The organism is Alkalicoccus luteus, assembly GCF_012034335.1.
GTDB lineage: Bacteria > Bacillota > Bacilli > Bacillales > Salisediminibacteriaceae > Alkalicoccus > Alkalicoccus luteus_A.
The window spans coordinates 50,291-67,463 of the sequence record NZ_JAATHJ010000016.1 but is presented as its reverse complement, the minus strand read 5'-3'; the positions used below and the strand labels follow the sequence as shown (position 1 = coordinate 67,463).

Below are 17,173 nucleotides of genomic sequence, written 5' to 3'. Positions count from 1 at the left end.
AGTGGCCGGGAGCCGCTCGGCTTTCTGCTGTTTTTTTGTCTTTTTCTCATTTCATTCCAAAAAAAGCGGAACCGGACACATCCGGCACCGCTTTTTTTGTTTCATAAAGGGCTTTTGAGACAGCCCCGTGCTCGTTACGTTGTTTTCGTTTTTAATAATTCATAAATAACTTCTGCCACCCCATGCTCCGCATTGGATTTCGTCGTTGCAAAAGCCATTTGCTTGATGGAGTCAGGTGCATTTCCCATAGCAAAGCCTCGTCCGGCCTGTTTCAGCATGGACACGTCGTTGAAGCTGTCGCCGACTGCAGCCGTTTCAGCAATGGGAATTCCTTTATAAGCAGCAAGCTTTTCAAGCGCATTCCCCTTTGAAGCGGAGGGGGCCGTAAGCTCAAAGTTAATAGGCGCGGAAGAAACGACTGATACCTCATGTAAGTGACTGAATTTGTCCCATCCCGCTTTCACACGTTCGGGCATGAGAGATAGAGCCAGGATGTTATAGATCGTAATATCGCGTTCCAGTGCTTCTTCAAACGAACGGATGTAGCGGCGTCCTTCCTGATTTTCCTGGGCGTGCAGCATTTTTTCCATAATCTTTTCTTTTTCCGGCCCTGCCGGAAGCAGCTCCCATTCTGCTTTGATTCGGTCTTCGGCACCATCTGGTACATAAATCGCATCGTGGGCTGAGATTTCATAATAGTACTTCTGCTCCTCGAGCCAAGACAGAACCGGGGAGGCAGCTTCTCCGTGAAGCGGAAGATCATCAAACATCGTTCCGTCGGGCCGGTGGATGCAGGCGCCGTTCATATTAATGACCCAAGGGTTAATCGTGTACCGTTCCAGAATAGAAAAGACATCATAAAAAGCACGACCAGTAGCAATTGCTACTTCAAGACCTTCCCTCTCTGCTTCATGAAAGGCCTCAATATTTTCCTTCGATATCGTTTTATCCTCATTAAGAAGTGTTCCATCCATATCTACTGCAAGTAATCGCAATGCGGCTTCCTCCTTGAATTAGGCTGTCTTCAGTATAGCCGGTCATAGAAGATGTTGTCTAACACTCCCACTTTCCGAGCACGATTTGTTGAAAAAGGGGGGCGTATAAGTCCATTCGATTTACATGCCGGACAATTTCCTTAGCAGACGTTTACTTAATAAAAAATGATTATATCCTTTCCATATGCGTAGATTTCAAAAAAAACGGTAGAATATGAATAATTATCTGAAAAATCGAATAATAAGGCGTTAATTTACTATCTTTTTGAAGGTTACACGTTTTTTGTATATTAATTTAACGAGAACAATACAGAGATTACAAAGAGATAACAAAGCAATGTTAAAACGATAACAATAAACAAAAGGGGTTTTATTATTACCCGATCATCTGTACAGTGAAACCTGTTAGCGAAAAAAATACAGTTTAAATCTAAACAGATTATCTGAAACATAAAGAAAAACATTAAAAAAATTAGAGAGAAAGTGGGAGTGTTTACACATGAAAAAATTTGCACTTAGCCTAGCAGTAGCAGGAGCGATTTTTGCAGCACCAACGGTAACGGATGCGATGAGCATGGGAGACCGCGGAGATGACGTTCGTGACCTTCAGGAATCTCTTGCAGATGCAGGATATAACAGCTCGTCTAATGTGGATGGCGTATTTGGTCCACTGACGCTTTCAGCAGTTCAGGACTATCAGTCTTCTAACGGAATTTCCAGCCCAGCAGGAAACTTTTATGGAACAGCTGGTCCAGCCACTCAGTCTTCACTAGGTATGGACGGTTCTGGAAGCACGAGCACAGCTTCTTCAGGTTCAAGTTCTTCAAGCTCTGATTCTTCTTCCCAGGTAGCGGGAACAAGTGATGTGAGCAATTCAAGCGGCATTATTTCTACAGCGCGCAGCCTGACTGGATCTCCTTACGTATGGGGCGGTACAAGCCCATCCGGATTTGACTGCAGCGGTTTCATCCAGTATGCTTTCCAGCAGAACGGTGAAAATGTACCACGCACGGTAGCTGAAATGTGGAATGCTGGAACAGCAGTATCTAACCCGCAGCCTGGAGACCTCGTTTTCTTTGAAACACGTACAGGTCCTTCCCATGCAGGTATTTACCTAGGAAACAATGAGTTCATCCACGCTGGTTCTTCTACAGGCGTAACGATCTCTAACCTGAGCACAAATCCTTACTGGAGCAGCACTTATATCGGTGCGCGCAGCATGTAATACGTTTCAGAGCCTTCGCTTTCACACAAGCGGAGGCTTTTTCTATAGAAAAAGCGTATAAGCTGTGTATAGGATTTATACGTACATTGCTTTAATGTAGCAGAACAGGCTGTGTTCACCATGTATTTCGGTATTGCTGTATAAAATAATCAGACTTTGACGTTAATGTACATAAAAAGTAGGGTATCACAAGACCATAACCGGAGGTGACAAACGATGAAAATGGTGTACACGTTTAAGGATGGTAAAAAACATGTAGCGGCGCTGGATCCGGAAAGGGAAATCACCGGGGACAACGAGATCGTCAAAATGCTGAAGGATAAGCGGGAAAGCCGTGAAAAAATTGCGCTTCATACTAGTGACGGTGAAGAGTACATGGTTCCTTTCCGCGAAGTAGCTAAGCTCGAAGTGATCTTTGAAGAGAACGAATAGGCAGATGTGTTACCAGCATGCTTCAGGGTTCGCCTGAGGCATTTTTTAATGGATCATAATGATATGCAATCAGAAAATCAGTGGAGCAAAAATGGCTCATCAGAAAGAAAACCCTGCCAGTATCTGACAGGGTGGCAGCGTGTAACCGGCTTGTTGCCGCATCAGCTGCGATAAAGCTTTTTTTCCAGTCGCTCTTTTCGTGCTTTAAATCCACCCGGAGTTCCGTCTCGCAGGTGAAGGTCTGCTGCTTTTTCACTCACCTCAGCCGCCTGGCTGTATTCCCCGTTTGCTTCATAAATTTCTGCTGCTGTTAAAAAGGCAGGAATAGACGGGGGGATAAAGTCCAGCAATGATTCTTTATGATATTCGTTTTTATACGCTGCGATAATATCGGGAGCCATGGCCATGTTCTCCTTGCACAGCTGCAGGCATTTTGCTTCTGCCTCCGGATCGTCGAGCTGTCTGCAATAATAGTCGATGGCGTGATTATACCAGAAGTGCATATCAAATATGTTATGTTCTGCCTCCCGGAACGCAAGCTGCAAGTATTCCCGGGCTTTTTCATCATCTGAGAATTTCGCTTTTTGAAATTCTTCCATCGCAAGAATGTAACGGTCGTTTTGTTTTGGCATCTTGCTGTCTTTGTCTTTATCAGACGAGAAAAATCCCATTGGTAAACTCCTTTCAGTTGGCACGATTGGCTTCCTAATTGCCTGTACCCTGTTGAGTCAGATATTAACAGATTTCAGAGAAAAATAAGGAGATATACACAGGAAATTAGAGACCAGTAAAAAGAGGCGAGTTTGACAGGGGTCATTTCAACGGTGATACTTGAAAGTAGCACGTAGATGCAGTATGGAGGAATGTGACATGGCAGAATGGAAAATGGAAGCGATTATCCCCTTTGCAGGGATGCTGGAGGAACAGAATGAAACATGGCTGAATACGCCTACCGCACCGGCAAAATGGGGAACGAGAGAAATAATCGGGCATTTATTTTACTGGGACCGTTTTCTGCTGGAGTCCGTACTACCAGCGATGCAGGCAGGGAAGCCGATTCCGCCGTTTCCGATTCCGGATGTGTACAACCGGTCTGCGGTAGCAGCACTTGAAGGGCGCAGCGCGCACCGCCTCATTCGCGATTTTATCGAAACGAGACAAGCACTTGTCGCCGTGCTGAAGGAAACAGCACCGGAGAGTGTCCCGCAGAAAGGTTCTGACAAAACGTGGACTCCTGCGGAGCTCGATGCCTTTTTCGGCGCGCACGATGAACACCATCAGCTGCAGATTGAAACGTTTCTGCACGACAGAAACCAGGCGTACCGACGGTCATGACCGGTCGAGTACGCCTCGCTTTTTTAAGTCTGATGCTATCTCCGAAAAGTCGTCTACTTTCTCATACGGCGTTCCCATTCGATCTAGAATCGGGGGCAGCTTTTTCATAGCGTAAGTCACCGCTGCAAGGGATGCCGGATGAGAATCCGGTTCACTGTCTCCTGCAAAATAGAGCGTATCGTAACGGCCGCTGAGCTCCTGCATCACAGCTTTTTTATCGATGCCGTACCGCTCGTGATAGAAGCGGTCGGCCGGGTCAGGGGTCAGATGAAGGCCGCCGTTCTCAACGTGACCGGGGTTGGAATAAACAGGTACATCGCGAATGTCCGCAAGTGTTAACAGTTCGTGAATATAATACTCACACCCGGCGCTGATGATGATAAAGTCACCGCCGGCTTTTTTGATCTGTTCGATGAACGGTTTAACGTGAGGGTCGAGGGGGATGTCTGCGATATCCCGTTTAATTGTCTCCTCAGGCTGCCCGACGGAGGCAAAAACGATGTTAAGAAAGTCAATGTCCTTCATTTCGCCGTCTTGCCATCGATGATAAAGTGCTTCTCCTTCAGGAAAATATTTCTCAATCACAATCCAGTAAAAGTCCTTTTGTGAAATCGTTCCGTCAAAGTCAGATACAAATGCCCATGTTGTCATTTAACCGCCTCCAGTCTCTTCTCTAAGCCTATCATATCAGCGGGTCCGCTGGAACGGATAAAAGTGTGTCACGCGTTCCGGGCAGAACTGTATCCTTGAACGTCCGGTGAACGCATCTTCCGTAAGAAACGGATACATACCGGAGCAGGAAACCTCTGCTTCGGCTTCATAAAGATCCCAGCCGCCGGGGTTGATAACAGCTTTTTCAACGCCGCTTTTCGTTTTTTTCCACATACAGGAACGGTTTCCAGCCCAATCGGCAAATGCTGACGTATCCCGTTGCGCAGCAGGTCGGAATGAAGCCTGAAAACGCGCGTCGCTTTTCAGGCGTTTACTCATGATATGATAGGCCGTATCACGGCGCCGTTCGATTGATGCTTCGTAAAACGGAAGCTTCAGCGTCAATCTGGCCCCTTTAACGACCGACCGGTGGGACACATCGGATGAAAACATGTAAAGACCCGGATCGCCGTCGTAGTCGAGATAGGTACGTACCTGCACTTCTTCGTATACAGGCAGTGAAAGCGAGCGGCCGAAAAAAACAGCACTGCTGCTCCGGCACGTAAAGCAGGCCGTTGTCAGCCAGGTTTTTCCTTCAAAAAGGGATGGCTGGAACGGTTCCGGCAGCGCTGCAGCCAGTCTGTCCGGCTCTACCTCCAGATGGTACAGCAGCATATTTTCCCACGTCTGCGTCGCAGTCGGTTTAGTCGGCATGAGGTGTTTCCTCCTCTCTTACTATCGAACGGATGATGCTGTTAACCTGACTCGAAGCTCGTGTCGGGAGCTGATGAAATCCTTCTGATATGCGAATAAATCGAGCGTGCGGAATGACGGACTTATATTGATTCACATAGGGGAGAGCAATTGGATCCCAGCGTCCGTAGATGTAATAGACGGGGGATTGAACGGAGGCAAGCTGCGGCAGAGCGGTAAAATGCCGGCCGCTTGTATACAGGCGGCGGATTGCCTCAGGATCTGACTGCTCCGCTGTGCCCCACACGTTTCTTTCGATATCGGTGCGGGCGGAATGCGTCGTTCCAAGGGCTCGCCCGAGAAAACCAGTCCACCGGTTTTGAGTCAGTAATTCACCGAGACTAATCTTCTTCTCCAGCAGTTTCGTATTGACCTCCGGAAATGTGCAGAGCAGAAGAAGGCATGCCGTTCGTTCGGGATAGCGGATCGCGAAATCCTGTACAGGAGCCCCTCCCATAGAATAGCCGCACAGCGACGCCTGTTGAATGTCCAGGTGATCCAGAAGGGCTGCTGCATCATCAGCCCAGGAGCGGATTGTTTCTTCGCCGTCTGTTTCACTGTACCCGTTGCCACGTGGGTGGAACGTCAGGAGGCGGATGCCATCTGGCAGTGCTTCCTGCTGCGGAATAAACGGCGAGCTTCCGAGTGCCGGGGGCGGAAACAGGAGCAGCGGAGGCCCGGAGCCAGTATCCTCGTAATACAGCTTTAAAGAATTTGATGTAAAATAGGGCATAGTGCGTCACCTCCATTGGTTTCCTTTTCCCTGAACGGAGCCGATGAAACCGAGACGAGAAAGGTGTGAGGGAATGGAAAAACTAATCTTCAGCCGAAAAGGATTTGATTCATCAGCAGGCTGCGGCTATTCTCCGTATGATCCTGAGACGGGGAAATATGTCGTTCTGCCGATACCGGAAACAGAAAAACGGGAAGCATTCCGCTATCGTGATTTGACACTGGCTCCTGACGCGCTCCCTGGTATTCACCCAGCGTCAATGTATGAGCTGATTCAGCACCCGGCTCTTCGGTACAGCAGCCGTGCCAAAGCAGCTTCTAAAGGAAAAGCTCACTATGATCCCGTGCTCGGCAGGCCGGAATGGCTCAAAGCAGGACCGGATTACGAAGTATTTGGTCAGTCCGGTGCTGCAGCAGGTCATCTGCATGGACATGACACGGGAATAGGAAGCCTGTTTCTTTTTTTCAGCCGCTTTCGGCCGCTGCCGGGCCGTCTGCATAAGCTTGATCCGGATGCAGGGTGGTCGGAAGGGGTTTATTTTATATACGGCTGGCTACGGGTGGGGGAAATATGGACCGTGCCGGATGAAGTTCCGGAAGAGGTCCGCCGCTGTCATCCGCACGGACCTGCTGAATCGTTCAGAAAAAAGAATAATACGCTCTACGCAGCTGCTTCCGAATTGTTTCCTGGGAGTGGTATCCCGGGGAGCGGCTATTTTCCAAGATTGAAGCCGGAGCTTCAGCTTTCATCCCCGCTGCATAAAAACAGACCGGGAGTATGGAAACTCCCGGCCTTTTTCTATGACGAACATTATCGGCCTACGTATTTGCAAAAGGAAGAAAACTGGCTGAGAGCGGATGAAGAGTATTACTACGTGCAGTCTTCAGCCCGCGGACAGGAATATATCAGCTCGCTCGATACAGAATCGACCGCTTGGATCAAACAGTTGTTTCAGTCTGCGCTCACCTGATTATGCCTGGTCGTCGTAACGGTAAGATTTAGCCCCGGACACACCGGGGCTGTATTTAAAAATCCCGCCTGCGTGAGGCTCCTGTTCCAGTTCTTCGTCTGTCCGGCCTTCACGTCCGGTCGTAATAAACAGCTCATCCATGTTTTTGCCGCCGAAGCAGCAGGAAGTAACGTTCGTAGCAGCAACTTCCACCGTCTCCAGAACCTTCTGCTCGTCCGGACAGATGCGCCGCACGCAGCCGCCGTCAAAAAAGGCGACCCAGAGCTTTCCTTCTTCATCGATTGTCATGCCATCGGGGTGTCCGCCGTCGTCAGGAGCAGTATACACCACTTCCGGCTCCCCGAGCGTCCCATCTTCAAAATTGTACGGATAGCGGCGGATTTCGTGCGTCGGCGTATCGATATAATAAAATACTTCTTTGCGTTCATCCCACGCCATTCCATTTGATACGGTTGCACCGGTCAACACAGTGGAGACTGTCCTGCCGCCGTTCAGACAGTAAAGAGCAGCGTCCCCATCTTCTCCATCCAACACCATGGTGCCAGCAAAGAACCGTCCTTGAGGATCGCATTTCCCATCATTAAAACGATTCCCTGGTTTATCTTCCTCCGGGTCATAGATACTGTGAAGCTGTCCGGTTTCCGGCTCATACCGGTAAAATCCGTGATCAAGACCGGCATAGATGTCCCCGCTGACGGATCGGACGGCACAGCCGACCCGCTGATCGAACGAGTGGGTTTCATTTTCACCTAATGGATCAAGAAAGTGCACGTTTTTTCCTTCAATATCCACCCATATAAGCTGTTGATTGTCTTCGTCCCAAAATGGACCTTCTGCGAGCAGCGCTTTTGCATCATACAGCAGTTCTGCCTTTGGCATGTTATCACCTCATCACTCTATTACCATCCGGCGTGAAAGAGAAACCTCAATCCGTAAATGATAAGCTGCAGATGATTTGTAAAAATCCAGAAAAACAGTCTTTATGTAAAGCAAGTAAACGATCTCTGATACAATAGGAGAAACGCTTTCAAAGGAGTGAATGCATTGACACTGCCAGTTGCTGTTCAGCTTTTTACGCTTAGATAAGAAACCGAAAAGGATTTTGAAGGGACCCTCCGTGAGGTAGCCGAAATTGGCTACGAAGGAGTTGAATTTGCAGGATTTGGAGGGCTTAATGCTGATGAAGTAAAGGACCTGCTGGAAGAGACCGGACTCAAGCCGGCAGCTTCGCACGTGCCGATTAATCAGCTGCGTGATACCCTGGACGATACAATTGCTTTTCATAAAGCGATCGGTTGTACCCGACTCGTCTGTCCGTATTTGGATGAAGAGGACAGGGACTCGATTACAGCCTATGAAGCAGTGATCGACGATCTGCGCCGTATTGCAGATATCTGCAGCAGCGAGGGCATCAGCTTGAGCTACCATCACCATGACTTTGAGCTAAAGCCAATCGAAACCGTCATACCGCTTCAGAAGATTTGGAACACACCCTCTATTCTTGCGGAAATTGATATATACTGGCTTGTGAAAGCCGGGGAAAACCCTGTCGAATGGATTAAAAAGTATGCGGACTCGACAGAACTGATTCATCTGAAGGACATGACGACAGATGGGACAGAAGATTTTGCCGAGATTGGCACAGGCGGGATCAATGTAGAAGTCTGCGTGCGGGAAGCCGAAAAAGCCGGTGTGAAGTGGCTTATTGTGGAACAGGATCAGTCCCGTATCGGTGCTATGAAGAGTATTAAGCAAAGCGACGAGCACCTTACTTCATCTGTACTGTAGAAGCTGCATACTGGAAAGAAGCGTGGATCAGTTTTTGAATCCGCGCTTCTTTTTTAGTGATGGCAGTGGCTTTTACTCCGTTTTTTGTTCCCGGCTGGCGCGCATACGGGCAGCAGCCTGACGTGTGTCAGCTGTAACAGGAACGTGTCCGGCTGCTTTAGCAAGGCCGAATTTCGGCATGTTTGCATAAATCGCCTCGTAGGAATTTACTGCATACGTTTCATGGTAAATGCCTGCTACGGTAGAGCGCCTTGCCAGCTGCATAAATGTTTTCCAGGCTTTTCGGTGCCGATCTTCGTGTGCGTAAGCGAACAGCTTTTCTTCCGATTCCCAGTATTGAACAAGGTGGATGGATTTCCAGCCAAACATCGTTTCCAGCGAATAAAATCCGCTGTCTTTATTTTCGTAAAGCTCTTTAATCATCGGACCCATTGCTTTAAAGACAGGGAACCAGTTTTTAACTGATAGCGGCTTATTGACGCGCATGTCAATAATAAATACGGTCAGCGGCTTATCCGGCAGGACAGTGTGAGGAGGCGCATAAATCTGCTTCATCGTTTCCACTCCTTCATGAATGTGATCGACTGCCGGCACCAATCGAGTCCGGCTTTTGTAACGGCGATGCCATGACGAACAGTAAGCAGCCAGTAAGTCAAGTCCGGTGACGAACCGCAGCTTTCCATAAGAGACGATTCAATCTGCTGATAGACTTTCAATCTTGCGGTCAGAAGCTGTTCATGCTTTTCCAGCTTCTTAATCGTTTCACGGTGATCTTCATGCCGGCTAAAAAAAAGCTTCAGGAGCAGCTCGTTTTTTTGCACCGGCAGTTCCTCCGGTACTTGCCTCAGCCAGTCTGTCAATGCCATCCTGCCGGCTTCGGTCAACTTGTAGCGGGTGCTGCCATTCTCTTCTTCTCCTTCGACTTCACCTGCCTCCACTAGAACGTTCAGCGTCGGATAAATTTGGCCGAAGCTGATCTTCCAAAAGTGGTTCAGACTCCCGTCGATCTTTTTTTTCATTTCATAGCCAGTCAGACTTTCAGAAGCAAGAAGGCCAAGCAGCGCAAAGCGGGTCCGGTTTTGTTTAGCCATACGTCACTTCCTTTATATCAAATTGATAGTATCTAATTGATATAATAAACGCATGTTTATCGTTTGTCTATAGGAAAGGAGAGAGGTTTGATTTCACGCTAATAGGGAAAAAAAGACCCAAGATAAGGAAAAAGGAGTGGGTCACATGGATACATATACATCGTTAAAAGGGAAAACAGCTGTTGTAACGGGCGGAGGATCCGGAATGGGGAAAGCGGCAGCGCTCCAGCTTGCAAAGCAGGGTGTCCGGATTTGCCTCGTAGATGTAGATGGAGAAGCCCTTCGCGAAGCCGAAAAGGAATTTGACGGAGATGTCATTTCAGCAGAAGTTGATACAACAGACGAGCAGCAGGTAAAGGATGCGTTTCAGCGCGCAGCGGATACATTTGGCTCCGTGGATATCGTTTTTGCAAACGCTGGCGTGAACGGAACGGTTGCCCCCATCGAGGACCTCGAATCATCCGAGTGGAATAAAACGATTGAAATTAATTTGAACGGAACATTTCATACGGTAAAAGCAGCCATCCCTCATATGAAAGAAAACGGCGGGAGCATTATTTTAACGAGCTCAGTTAACGGTACGCGTGTGTTTTCAAACTTTGGGATGTCTGCCTACAGCAGCACAAAAGCCGGACAACTCGCTTTCGGCAAGATGGCGGCGCTTGAACTGTCCAATTACGATATCCGGGTCAACGTCATCTGTCCGGGATTTATTGAAACGGACATCGGCAGCAAAACATATCCTAAGGAAAAAGAGCTGGAAAAAGTCGAAATTCCGGTCGAATATCCGGAAGGAGACCAGCCTCTGGAAGGACCGGGCGATCCGGAGCAGGTAGCCGATCTCGTATCCTTTCTCGCGTCAGACGCATCCCGTCATATTACTGGCACGGAACTGTTTATCGATGGAGGATCCTCCCTGCTGTAACAAGTAAAGGAGATTTTTATAACAAGGCGGCAATCGTGAGCGCGATTGCCGCCTTGTTTAACGTATAAACACCCGTTCTGAAGTGGCGGGGAGAAGCCGGAATAAATCGACATTTTTCCTGTAACTCACAAAAAGCGAAGAACAAACAAACTCTTCTTATATAGAACGGGAAAACCCTTATCTGTCTGTAATCCGAAAACATTCCGTCTCATATGAACACAAAGAGCAGCCCTAAAACAGGGCTGCTCTTGTTATATGCCTGGGATTGCTGAAGGTATAGCCGCAGGTTACGATCTTGCTGTGGATTTATTCGACACTGGCTGGATCGGCTGAATGTTCTCGCGGTTAGCGAGGAATTCCGGGCGCGGTTCTTTGCCGCTGAACGGCTGTTCCAGTTTATTTTCAATCGAATTGTAAACAAAAAATACGTTGCTGCGCGGGTATGGGGAAATGTTGCCCGCGGAACCGTGCATCGTATTGCTTTCAAACAGCAGTACGGAACCAGCTGGACCAGTGGCGCGATCAATTCGTCCGCCAGCCTGATCAACGAGCCAGCGCATGCTGTCTTCATCCGGGACTCCGACCTCCTGCTTCTGCAGCGACGATTCGAAATTATTATCCGGCGTTTCGCCTGCAGTCTGTACATACCATTTATGAGAACCCGGTACGAGCATGAGCGGTCCATTGTACTCGTAATTATCTGTCAGGACAATCGAGCAGCTGAGTGCACGCATTCTCGGCATGCCGTCCTCAACGTGCCAAGTCTCAAAATCAGAGTGCCAGTAGAACTCTTTTCCTTTAAATCCCGGCTTGAAATTAATGCGGGACTGATTGATATAAACCTGGCTGCCTAAAATTTGCTCCATAATAGAGACGAGCCGTTCATCTTTTGACAGGTTTTCAAAGTAGCTTTTATCTTTATGAACCTCAAAGATGGAACGAATTTCGTTGCTGCTCGGTTCTTTGATAATATCCGGACCTTCTTTATGCTGGTGGTCCTCCATCGTGCTGTCAAGCTCCTGCTTTAGTTTTTGCAGCTCTTCTCCCTGGAAGAAAGATTTCAGTAAAATGTAGCCGTTCTCCTCGTAGAAGTCGATCTCTTCTGCAGAAAGCGGCCCTTCCGTTCGGGCGTTCTCGTTGTGAATAACGGGATCCTGACGTCTGACGATCTGTGAAGTTTCATTGACTCGGGACGGATAAAGATCTTTTACCATTCTAAATTCCTCCTAAAAAAGTGTTGGGAAAACAGCGCAGTTATCATCTTATGAACTACGAATAGAGAGTGTAATTAAAATACCTAAGTATGATGAATTACCAAATAAATGCTGTTTTCACCTGTCGAATCTGTACCCGTTGTTAGTTTAACTAAACGAATTTTCTTTATATTAAGACTTTTATACTGTGACAAAAAATGATCATAGGTACAACGATTTGTTTAGTGCCGTGAAGAAAGCAGGGGAGTCCCTGGAGCGAAAAAAGCAGGTGATACAGCGATTGAAGCTAACGCTCTTCTGACGTCCGAACACTTTTCAGATGAAGGCAGACGTTCATACAGGCTAAAGGTAGATTAGAAAAAATAACGTGCTTCATTTTTATAACCGACTATTTTAATGCGAATAATATGTAAAATATGTTTTTTGGCAGATTTAGTATTGATTTTTCTTGTTTAATCTATTAATCTTCAATACATCACTTAAAACCAACTGACATTTTTTCGCTTTAAAGTTGAGTAAATTGGTAAGAATAATGTGTTAAGAGAGGGGACGTTACGATGGTAAATCAGGCGCACGGAAGTACCTTAATCAATCGACTGTCCGAAGATCAGGCTGACAGGGAGCGTGCTGCTTCACTGCCGGTCGTGAAACTTCGTTCGTGGAATTTATCAGATCTGGAGTTAATCGGTCTAGGCGGTTTCAGTCCATTAACAGGCTTTATGGATCAGGATGACTATGAGAGTGTGCTGACCCATACGAGACTGACGGACGGAAGCTTATGGCCGGTGCCTGTCACGCTGCCCGTCACGGAAAAAGAGGCGGCTTCCTTATCCGCTGGACAGGAAGCGGCCTTAGCTGATGAAAAAGGGTCGATATACGGCATTATTAAAAGCCGGGGAACGTTCCGGGCTGATTTGAAGCGGGAGGCTGAAATTGTTTATGGTACGGCGGACCCTGCACATCCCGGGGTAGCTGCGTTATTCAGCAGAGGAAGCCTGCTTGTTGGAGGGGAGATTACACTGTTAAAACGTCTTCCGCATGCATTTGGTGACTACCACCTTACTCCTGCGGAAACCCGCCAGCTTTTTGAAGCGAAGGGCTGGAAAACGGTGGTCGGCTTTCAGACGCGAAACCCGGTTCACCGTGCCCATGAGTACATACAAAAGAGTGCTCTGGAAACCGTGGACGGCCTGCTGCTGAATCCGCTCGTAGGCGATACGAAATCTGATGACATACCGGCTGACGTCCGCATGAAAAGCTACCAGGTGCTGCTCGATCATTATTATCCAAAAGAGCGGACAGCGCTTGTCGTATATCCAGCAGCGATGCGATACGCAGGACCTAAAGAAGCACTGCTGCACGCCATCGTCCGCAAAAACTACGGCTGCACCCATTTCATCATCGGAAGGGATCATGCCGGAGTCGGTGACTATTACGGTACGTATGAAGCACAGGAATACACGGCGCCGTTTGAACAAGAGCTTGGGGTCACCTTGATGCGTTTTGAACACGCCTTTTACTGCAAAACGTGCAAAAACATGGGGACAGCAAAAACGTGCCCGCATGACGGCGACCACCATGTTCATCTGAGCGGAACGAAAGTAAGAGAGCGTCTGCGAAACGGCGAATCCCTGCCGGAAGAGTTCTCCAGAAAAGAAGTTGCGGAAGTGCTGATAAACGGATTGCAAAAAGCAGCGGTGCAGTAAAAGCGAGGAGGGGGGTCCGTCATGACGGTTGAAATCGGGTTTGTCCTGATCGTGATTTCGGTCATGGTCGCCCTGCTCATCACAGAGTGGCTGCGTGCTGATATGATCCTGCTTGCTGCGTTGCTCGTGCTGTGGATCGGCGGCGCGATTGATACATCGCAGGCGGTAAGCGGATTAACGAACGAAGGGATGTGGACGGTGGCGCTGTTGTTTTTAGTAGCCGGAGCTGTTCAGAGTCATCCTTCCTTAAAGCGACTTATCTTTTCAGGCCTGGGGAACGGTAAACGAAAAAGGCGATCGCTTTTGTCGATGATGTTTCCAATTGCGGGAATGTCGGCATTTTTGAACAATACACCAATTGTCGCTATTTTTTCTCCAATGATTCAGCGCTGGTGCGAGCAGCGGCAGATTTCCCCATCTAAATTTCTGATGCCTCTCTCGTTCGCTGCGATTTTCGGAGGAACGATCACCCTTATTGGAACCTCCACCAATCTGCTGATACACGGCTTGATGCTGGATCGGGGGATGAGTGGATTTTCCATGTTCCAATTGGCAGCAGTCGGTGTTCCCGCAGCCGTGTTTGGCATTCTTTACATGGTGACCATCGGTTATCGGATCATGCCGAATCACGAGCCGCAGCAGCCGGACCCTAAGCCGCCTCCAGTGATTGAAGGAAAGGGCGGTATACTGCCGCTTATTGTCCTCGCGGTGATGGTAGGAGCGGCTGCTCTTGAACTTCTCTCGATGTTTGAAGCGGCGTTCGGTGCTGTCATTGTGCTGCTTGCTGGTCGAATTCTTCCATTAAAAGGCTTGCACCGGTTCATCCGGGTGGATGTGCTGCTCGTCATTATTTATGCGATCGGTATTGGCACAGCAGTTGAACAATCAGGCACGGCGGTCTGGCTTGCTGAGCATCTGGTCGCTGTATCAGCAGGGCTTGGTGTGATGGGGGTGCTTGCTGCCGTTTACCTGATGACTTCCATTTTCACCGAATTTATTACGAACAATGCGGCTGCTGTCGTCATGTTTCCGATTGCAGTGGCGGCAGCGCTTCAGTCCGGACAGGATCCGGCAGGATTTCTCACTGCAGTGGCCATCGCTGCTTCAGCAAGCTTTGCGACACCGGTCGGGTATCAGACCAATCTGATCGTGTTCCGGCCAGGAGGCTATCGGTTTATGGATTTTGTCCGCGTGGGGATGCCGCTTAATTTGCTTTATTTTATTGTCACGATGATTGTTGTCAGTGCAATTTGGATAGATTTCAGCTGAAAGGGTGAAACATGTGAGTAATCATTTAACTTGGCACGATTCGCACGTTAGAAAAGAAGACCGGGAAAAGCTCAACGGTCATCGCGGCTTTGTGCTTTGGTTTACAGGCTTGTCTGGTTCCGGTAAGTCCACGCTGTCTGCAGCGCTTGAACTGGAGCTGCACAAGCGGGGGATAAAAACATACAGGCTGGACGGAGATAACGTCCGGATGGGATTGAATCAGAATCTAGGCTTTTCAGCAGAAGACCGGGCTGAAAATATCCGGCGAGTCGGAGAGGCAGCGAAGCTGATGGCAGACGCCGGATTAGTGACGTTGACCGCCTTCATTTCTCCGTATCAGCAGGATCGTGAAGGTGTTAAGGTGTCGCTCGGAGAAGACGTTGCCGAAGTTTTTGTGAAAGCTCCGCTTGCGGTTTGTGAGGAGCGGGATCCGAAGGGACTTTACAAAAAGGCCCGGGCGGGAGAAATCCGTAACTTTACCGGGATTGATGATCCGTATGAAGAGCCTGAAGCACCGGACTTAACGCTTGATACAGGCAAGGATTCTATCCAGAAAAATGTGTCCGTGCTGATCACGTATCTGCAGGAAAAAGGTGTGATTTCAACAGAAGCGAACATCCGCTGAATGAAAGGGGGCAGATCGTATGCAACGATCGTTTAACCAGATAACGGACGAAACGAGAGGAGCGGAGGATGTTCTGCGCTGGGCGGCAGAGACGTACAAGGAAGATCTCGTATATGCGTGCAGTTTCGGAGCAGAGAGCATGGTACTGATTGATCTGCTTCATCGATTCAGCGTTCCGGCTGAAATTGTATTTCTGGATACGCATCTTCACTTTGACGAAACCTATGAGCTGATTGAACGGGTTCAAAAACGGTACCCTGAGCTTCGCATAACCATGCAGCAGCCTGAGCTGTCGCTTTCAGAGCAGGAAGAAGCGTATGGACCCGAGCTTTGGAAACGCGATCCGGACCAGTGCTGCTATCTGCGGAAGATCAGACCGCTTGAACGTGCGCTTCATGGTGTGCCGGCCTGGATTTCCGGGCTCAGACGAGCGCAATCCGAGTCGCGAAAGCATACGGAATTTGTTCAGGAAGATGCGAGATTTAACAGTGTAAAAATATGCCCGCTCATTCACTGGTCGTGGGAGGACATTTGGAACTATATCGATGAACACCGGCTGGATTATAACCCGCTGCACGACCGTTCCTACCCAAGTATCGGCTGTGTCCCCTGCACCGTTCCATCAGACGGAGGAGACAATCGTGACGGGCGTTGGGCCGGCACCGGCAAGACGGAATGCGGCCTGCATCTGCCGACGAAAAAGGAGGACTGACATGTATCCAGTAAAACTGACAGGTGCTGGACCGGGAGACCCGGATCTGATCACCGTAAAAGGATTAAGAGCCATACAGGAAGCGGACGTTATCTACTATGACCGGCTTGTCAGCCGGGAGCTGTTAAAGGAATCCAGTCCGAACGCAGCGCTTGTTTACTGCGGAAAAAAACCGGGTGGGTACGCCGTTTCCCAGGAAGATATTAATGCGATGCTGGTGCGTTCTGCACTTAGCGGAAAGCGGGTAACGAGACTGAAGGGCGGCGATCCTTTTATCTTTGGCAGAGGCGGGGAGGAAGCGATTGCATTAAAAGAGGCCGGTCTCTCATTTGAAGTCATTCCGGGGATCACGTCAGGTGCCGCTGTACCGGCAAGTGCAGGCATTCCGGTCACCCATCGTCATGTCAGTTCATCGGTAGGCATCATCGCAGGGGTCACCAAGCTGGATGATGATGCATATTGGCATCATACGGCGAACAGCATGGATACGCTTTGCATCTATATGGGTGGCGGAAATATTAATCTTATTTGCGAGAAACTTATCCAGGCAGGAAAACCGGCGGACATGCCGGCTGCTGTTATCTCAAATGGAACGACTGCAGACGAAGTAGTGGTCACAGCTCCGCTTCATGCCATTGCAGAAGAAGCAGCAGAGGCGCCGCAGCCGGCGATGATTGTGATTGGAGAGGTGGTCGGCTTGATGAGCAGACTGAACGGCAGTCTCAGAGAAGAAGTGGTGAGCTGAAGGA

Annotated in this window: 19 protein-coding genes and 1 pseudogene; 11 read left to right on the top strand and 9 right to left on the bottom strand. The window is 48.8% G+C overall.

Annotated elements, in window-relative coordinates; translation table 11 throughout:
- Positions 1 to 134: 134 nt before the first annotated feature.
- Complete coding sequence (locus HCN83_RS11235; RefSeq protein ID WP_168007337.1) at positions 135 to 995, bottom strand: Cof-type HAD-IIB family hydrolase; 861 nt, start codon at positions 993 to 995, stop codon at positions 135 to 137.
- 499 nt (positions 996 to 1,494) lie between these two features.
- Between HCN83_RS11235 and HCN83_RS11230 the strand changes: the two genes are divergently transcribed.
- Both HCN83_RS11230 and HCN83_RS11225 read left to right on the top strand, forming a co-directional pair.
- The gene (locus HCN83_RS11230) at positions 1,495 to 2,220 is read left to right on the top strand and encodes a C40 family peptidase (RefSeq protein ID WP_168007335.1); all 726 of its coding nucleotides are present in this window, start codon (positions 1,495 to 1,497) and stop codon (positions 2,218 to 2,220) included.
- A 216-nt stretch (positions 2,221 to 2,436) separates the two neighbouring features.
- On the top strand, positions 2,437 to 2,652 hold the full coding sequence (locus HCN83_RS11225; RefSeq protein ID WP_168007333.1) for a hypothetical protein: 216 nt from the start codon (positions 2,437 to 2,439) through the stop codon (positions 2,650 to 2,652).
- Positions 2,653 to 2,813: 161 nt separating this feature from the next.
- Here the strand turns inward: HCN83_RS11225 and HCN83_RS11220 are convergent, their stop codons facing one another.
- The gene (locus tag HCN83_RS11220) at positions 2,814 to 3,323 is read right to left on the bottom strand and encodes a hypothetical protein (protein WP_168007331.1); all 510 of its coding nucleotides are present in this window, start codon (positions 3,321 to 3,323) and stop codon (positions 2,814 to 2,816) included.
- Positions 3,324 to 3,522: 199 nt separating this feature from the next.
- Here HCN83_RS11220 and HCN83_RS11215 point away from each other — a divergent pair, with 199 nt between their 5' ends.
- Positions 3,523 to 3,987 carry a DinB family protein gene (locus HCN83_RS11215; RefSeq protein WP_168007329.1) on the top strand — a complete coding sequence of 155 codons (465 nt, stop codon included), beginning with the start codon at positions 3,523 to 3,525 and terminating at the stop codon, positions 3,985 to 3,987.
- Here HCN83_RS11215 and HCN83_RS11210 read toward each other — a convergent pair.
- From HCN83_RS11210 to HCN83_RS11200, 3 genes are read right to left on the bottom strand one after another with little or no spacing between them, the layout of a single operon-like run.
- Complete coding sequence (locus tag HCN83_RS11210) at positions 3,982 to 4,638, bottom strand: MtnX-like HAD-IB family phosphatase (RefSeq protein ID WP_168007327.1); 657 nt, start codon at positions 4,636 to 4,638, stop codon at positions 3,982 to 3,984. The genes HCN83_RS11215 and HCN83_RS11210 overlap by 6 nt on opposite strands.
- A gap of 36 nt (positions 4,639 to 4,674) precedes the next feature.
- Complete coding sequence (locus HCN83_RS11205; protein ID WP_168007325.1) at positions 4,675 to 5,352, bottom strand: DUF2071 domain-containing protein; 678 nt, start codon at positions 5,350 to 5,352, stop codon at positions 4,675 to 4,677.
- Positions 5,342 to 6,124, bottom strand: a complete 783-nt coding sequence (locus HCN83_RS11200; protein ID WP_168007323.1) for an alpha/beta fold hydrolase — start codon at positions 6,122 to 6,124, stop codon at positions 5,342 to 5,344. Before HCN83_RS11200 ends, HCN83_RS11205 begins: the two co-directional genes overlap by 11 nt.
- A gap of 73 nt (positions 6,125 to 6,197) precedes the next feature.
- On the opposite strand from HCN83_RS11200, the gene HCN83_RS11195 reads away from it, so the two are divergent.
- A complete protein-coding gene (locus HCN83_RS11195; RefSeq protein WP_168007321.1) occupies positions 6,198 to 7,094 on the top strand; it encodes a hypothetical protein in 897 nt (298 codons plus the stop codon).
- Here the strand turns inward: HCN83_RS11195 and HCN83_RS11190 are convergent, their stop codons facing one another.
- The gene (locus HCN83_RS11190; RefSeq protein WP_168007319.1) at positions 7,095 to 7,973 is read right to left on the bottom strand and encodes an SMP-30/gluconolactonase/LRE family protein; all 879 of its coding nucleotides are present in this window, start codon (positions 7,971 to 7,973) and stop codon (positions 7,095 to 7,097) included. It lies immediately after the preceding gene.
- A gap of 246 nt (positions 7,974 to 8,219) precedes the next feature.
- Between HCN83_RS11190 and HCN83_RS11185 the strand changes: the two are divergent.
- A pseudogene (locus tag HCN83_RS11185) lies at positions 8,220 to 8,882 on the top strand (sugar phosphate isomerase/epimerase family protein); the annotation flags it as partial.
- Positions 8,883 to 8,954: 72 nt separating this feature from the next.
- Here the strand turns inward: HCN83_RS11185 and HCN83_RS11180 are convergent.
- The gene (locus HCN83_RS11180) at positions 8,955 to 9,437 is read right to left on the bottom strand and encodes a DUF4188 domain-containing protein (protein ID WP_168007317.1); all 483 of its coding nucleotides are present in this window, start codon (positions 9,435 to 9,437) and stop codon (positions 8,955 to 8,957) included.
- Positions 9,434 to 9,973, bottom strand: a complete 540-nt coding sequence (locus tag HCN83_RS11175) for a PadR family transcriptional regulator (protein ID WP_168007315.1) — start codon at positions 9,971 to 9,973, stop codon at positions 9,434 to 9,436. Before HCN83_RS11175 ends, HCN83_RS11180 begins: the two co-directional genes overlap by 4 nt.
- Before the next feature lie 145 nt (positions 9,974 to 10,118).
- Between HCN83_RS11175 and HCN83_RS11170 the strand changes: the two genes are divergently transcribed.
- Positions 10,119 to 10,898, top strand: a complete 780-nt coding sequence (locus tag HCN83_RS11170; RefSeq protein WP_168007313.1) for an SDR family oxidoreductase — start codon at positions 10,119 to 10,121, stop codon at positions 10,896 to 10,898.
- A 287-nt stretch (positions 10,899 to 11,185) separates the two neighbouring features.
- On the opposite strand, the gene thpD is transcribed toward HCN83_RS11170, so the two are convergent.
- The gene (gene thpD, locus HCN83_RS11165) at positions 11,186 to 12,112 is read right to left on the bottom strand and encodes an ectoine hydroxylase (protein ID WP_168007311.1); all 927 of its coding nucleotides are present in this window, start codon (positions 12,110 to 12,112) and stop codon (positions 11,186 to 11,188) included.
- A 557-nt stretch (positions 12,113 to 12,669) separates the two neighbouring features.
- Between thpD and sat the strand changes: the two genes are divergently transcribed.
- The 5 genes from sat to cobA are packed head-to-tail and all read left to right on the top strand — an operon-like array spanning position 12,670 to position 17,169.
- Positions 12,670 to 13,818: a sulfate adenylyltransferase gene (sat, locus tag HCN83_RS11160; RefSeq protein ID WP_168007309.1), complete on the top strand. Its 1,149-nt coding sequence runs from the start codon at positions 12,670 to 12,672 to the stop codon at positions 13,816 to 13,818.
- A 21-nt stretch (positions 13,819 to 13,839) separates the two neighbouring features.
- Entirely contained in the window at positions 13,840 to 15,087 is a 1,248-nt protein-coding gene (locus tag HCN83_RS11155; RefSeq protein WP_168007307.1) for an SLC13 family permease, read from the top strand.
- Positions 15,088 to 15,100: 13 nt separating this feature from the next.
- Positions 15,101 to 15,712, top strand: coding sequence for an adenylyl-sulfate kinase (cysC, locus tag HCN83_RS11150; protein WP_425483615.1), 612 nt, complete (start codon positions 15,101 to 15,103; stop codon positions 15,710 to 15,712).
- A gap of 19 nt (positions 15,713 to 15,731) precedes the next feature.
- Positions 15,732 to 16,424: a phosphoadenylyl-sulfate reductase gene (locus HCN83_RS11145; protein ID WP_168007303.1), complete on the top strand. Its 693-nt coding sequence runs from the start codon at positions 15,732 to 15,734 to the stop codon at positions 16,422 to 16,424.
- Position 16,425: 1 nt separating this feature from the next.
- Positions 16,426 to 17,169 carry a uroporphyrinogen-III C-methyltransferase gene (gene cobA, locus HCN83_RS11140; RefSeq protein ID WP_168007301.1) on the top strand — a complete coding sequence of 248 codons (744 nt, stop codon included), beginning with the start codon at positions 16,426 to 16,428 and terminating at the stop codon, positions 17,167 to 17,169.
- Positions 17,170 to 17,173: the final 4 nt, after the last annotated feature.

Excerpts from the sequence above, each read along its gene's own strand:
- thpD (WP_168007311.1), bottom strand. The coding sequence starts at position 12,112 with ATGGTAAAAGATCTTTATCCGTCCCGAGTCAATGAAACTTCACAGATC.
- HCN83_RS11180 (WP_168007317.1), bottom strand. The coding sequence starts at position 9,437 with ATGAAGCAGATTTATGCGCCTCCTCACACTGTCCTGCCGGATAAGCCG.
- HCN83_RS11210 (WP_168007327.1), bottom strand. The coding sequence starts at position 4,638 with ATGACAACATGGGCATTTGTATCTGACTTTGACGGAACGATTTCACAA.
- HCN83_RS11215 (WP_168007329.1), top strand. The coding sequence starts at position 3,523 with ATGGCAGAATGGAAAATGGAAGCGATTATCCCCTTTGCAGGGATGCTG.
- HCN83_RS11200 (WP_168007323.1), bottom strand. The coding sequence starts at position 6,124 with ATGCCCTATTTTACATCAAATTCTTTAAAGCTGTATTACGAGGATACT.
- HCN83_RS11220 (WP_168007331.1), bottom strand. The coding sequence starts at position 3,323 with ATGGGATTTTTCTCGTCTGATAAAGACAAAGACAGCAAGATGCCAAAA.
- HCN83_RS11145 (WP_168007303.1), top strand. The coding sequence starts at position 15,732 with ATGCAACGATCGTTTAACCAGATAACGGACGAAACGAGAGGAGCGGAG.
- HCN83_RS11195 (WP_168007321.1), top strand. The coding sequence starts at position 6,198 with ATGGAAAAACTAATCTTCAGCCGAAAAGGATTTGATTCATCAGCAGGC.
- HCN83_RS11190 (WP_168007319.1), bottom strand. The coding sequence starts at position 7,973 with ATGCCAAAGGCAGAACTGCTGTATGATGCAAAAGCGCTGCTCGCAGAA.
- HCN83_RS11205 (WP_168007325.1), bottom strand. The coding sequence starts at position 5,352 with ATGCCGACTAAACCGACTGCGACGCAGACGTGGGAAAATATGCTGCTG.
- HCN83_RS11170 (WP_168007313.1), top strand. The coding sequence starts at position 10,119 with ATGGATACATATACATCGTTAAAAGGGAAAACAGCTGTTGTAACGGGC.
- HCN83_RS11230 (WP_168007335.1), top strand. The coding sequence starts at position 1,495 with ATGAAAAAATTTGCACTTAGCCTAGCAGTAGCAGGAGCGATTTTTGCA.
- HCN83_RS11155 (WP_168007307.1), top strand. The coding sequence starts at position 13,840 with ATGACGGTTGAAATCGGGTTTGTCCTGATCGTGATTTCGGTCATGGTC.
- cobA (WP_168007301.1), top strand. The coding sequence starts at position 16,426 with ATGTATCCAGTAAAACTGACAGGTGCTGGACCGGGAGACCCGGATCTG.
- HCN83_RS11225 (WP_168007333.1), top strand. The coding sequence starts at position 2,437 with ATGAAAATGGTGTACACGTTTAAGGATGGTAAAAAACATGTAGCGGCG.
- HCN83_RS11175 (WP_168007315.1), bottom strand. The coding sequence starts at position 9,973 with ATGGCTAAACAAAACCGGACCCGCTTTGCGCTGCTTGGCCTTCTTGCT.
- sat (WP_168007309.1), top strand. The coding sequence starts at position 12,670 with ATGGTAAATCAGGCGCACGGAAGTACCTTAATCAATCGACTGTCCGAA.